A 257-nucleotide genomic window follows, 5' to 3' on the forward strand; every position below is an offset into this window, starting at 1 on the left:
GGCTTTGCGGACGCTGCCGCTGGTGTGTTCGGCGACCTGGTCCAGCAGGATGATGCCCGCGGCGTTGTCGTGGGTGTTCGCGGCGAGGATGGTGACTGCGATGACCAGGCCGAGGACGTCCACGGCCAGGCCGCGTTTGCGGCCGGGCACCCGCTTGGCCGGATCGTGGCCACTCGTGGTGGTGGGTACCCCGGCGGCCACATGGACACTCTGGGTGTCCAGGACCACCAGGGTCGGGTCCTCTAATCGGCGGGCGC

1 protein-coding gene is annotated in these 257 nt (G+C 70.0%); it reads right to left on the bottom strand.

The features are described 5' to 3' along the window. The coding region (locus AC5WS8_RS39525) for a transposase (RefSeq protein ID WP_496108296.1) at positions 1-257 on the bottom strand (257 nt) is incomplete at both ends.

The organism is Streptomyces sp. PTL18 (genome assembly GCF_059510295.1).